General features: G+C 44.8%; 1 protein-coding gene. It reads left to right on the top strand.

The window, feature by feature from the left end:
* Nucleotides 1-567 (top strand): biotin/lipoyl-containing protein (locus A3739_RS07075; RefSeq protein ID WP_304440264.1); only part of this gene is annotated, 567 nt, incomplete at both ends.

Here is a 567-nt window from a genome sequence, read left to right as displayed (position 1 = left end):
TTCCTGACGTAGGTACCGAAGACGCGGTTGAAGTTATTGAGCTATTAGTGAATGTAGGGGATTCGATCGCGATTGATGATCCGATTATCGTGCTTGAATCAGATAAGGCGAGCATCGAAGTACCGGCAACGAGTGCTGGTGTTATTGATGCCATTAAGGTGAAAGTCGGTGACCAAGTAAAACAAGGCGATACTCTAATATCTGTATCTGCAGAGAGTTCTGATGAACCAGAAAGCGGCGAACAGAAAGAGGATGTTAAAGAAAAGCCTATTGCTGAAATTCAGGAAGCTGCGCCAGAGCAAAATGTGCCGAAAGCAGTTTCAGAATCGACAACTACTGAAGTCATTGTACCTGACCTTGGCGGAGCCGATGAGGTAGAGGTCATTGAGCTTTGCGCTGGTGTAGGGACAAACCTTAATGCTGATGATGCCATCATTGTGCTTGAATCTGATAAGGCCTCGATGGATATACCTTGTCCCGTAGCGGGAGAGATTCTAGATTTTAAAGTTTCTCTTAGTGACAAAGTCAAAGAAGGCGATGTTATCGCTTTGATCAAAACGCAAGCTA

The organism is Oleiphilus sp. HI0067 (genome assembly GCF_001635735.1).
This window is presented reverse-complemented; position numbering and strand designations above follow the sequence as displayed.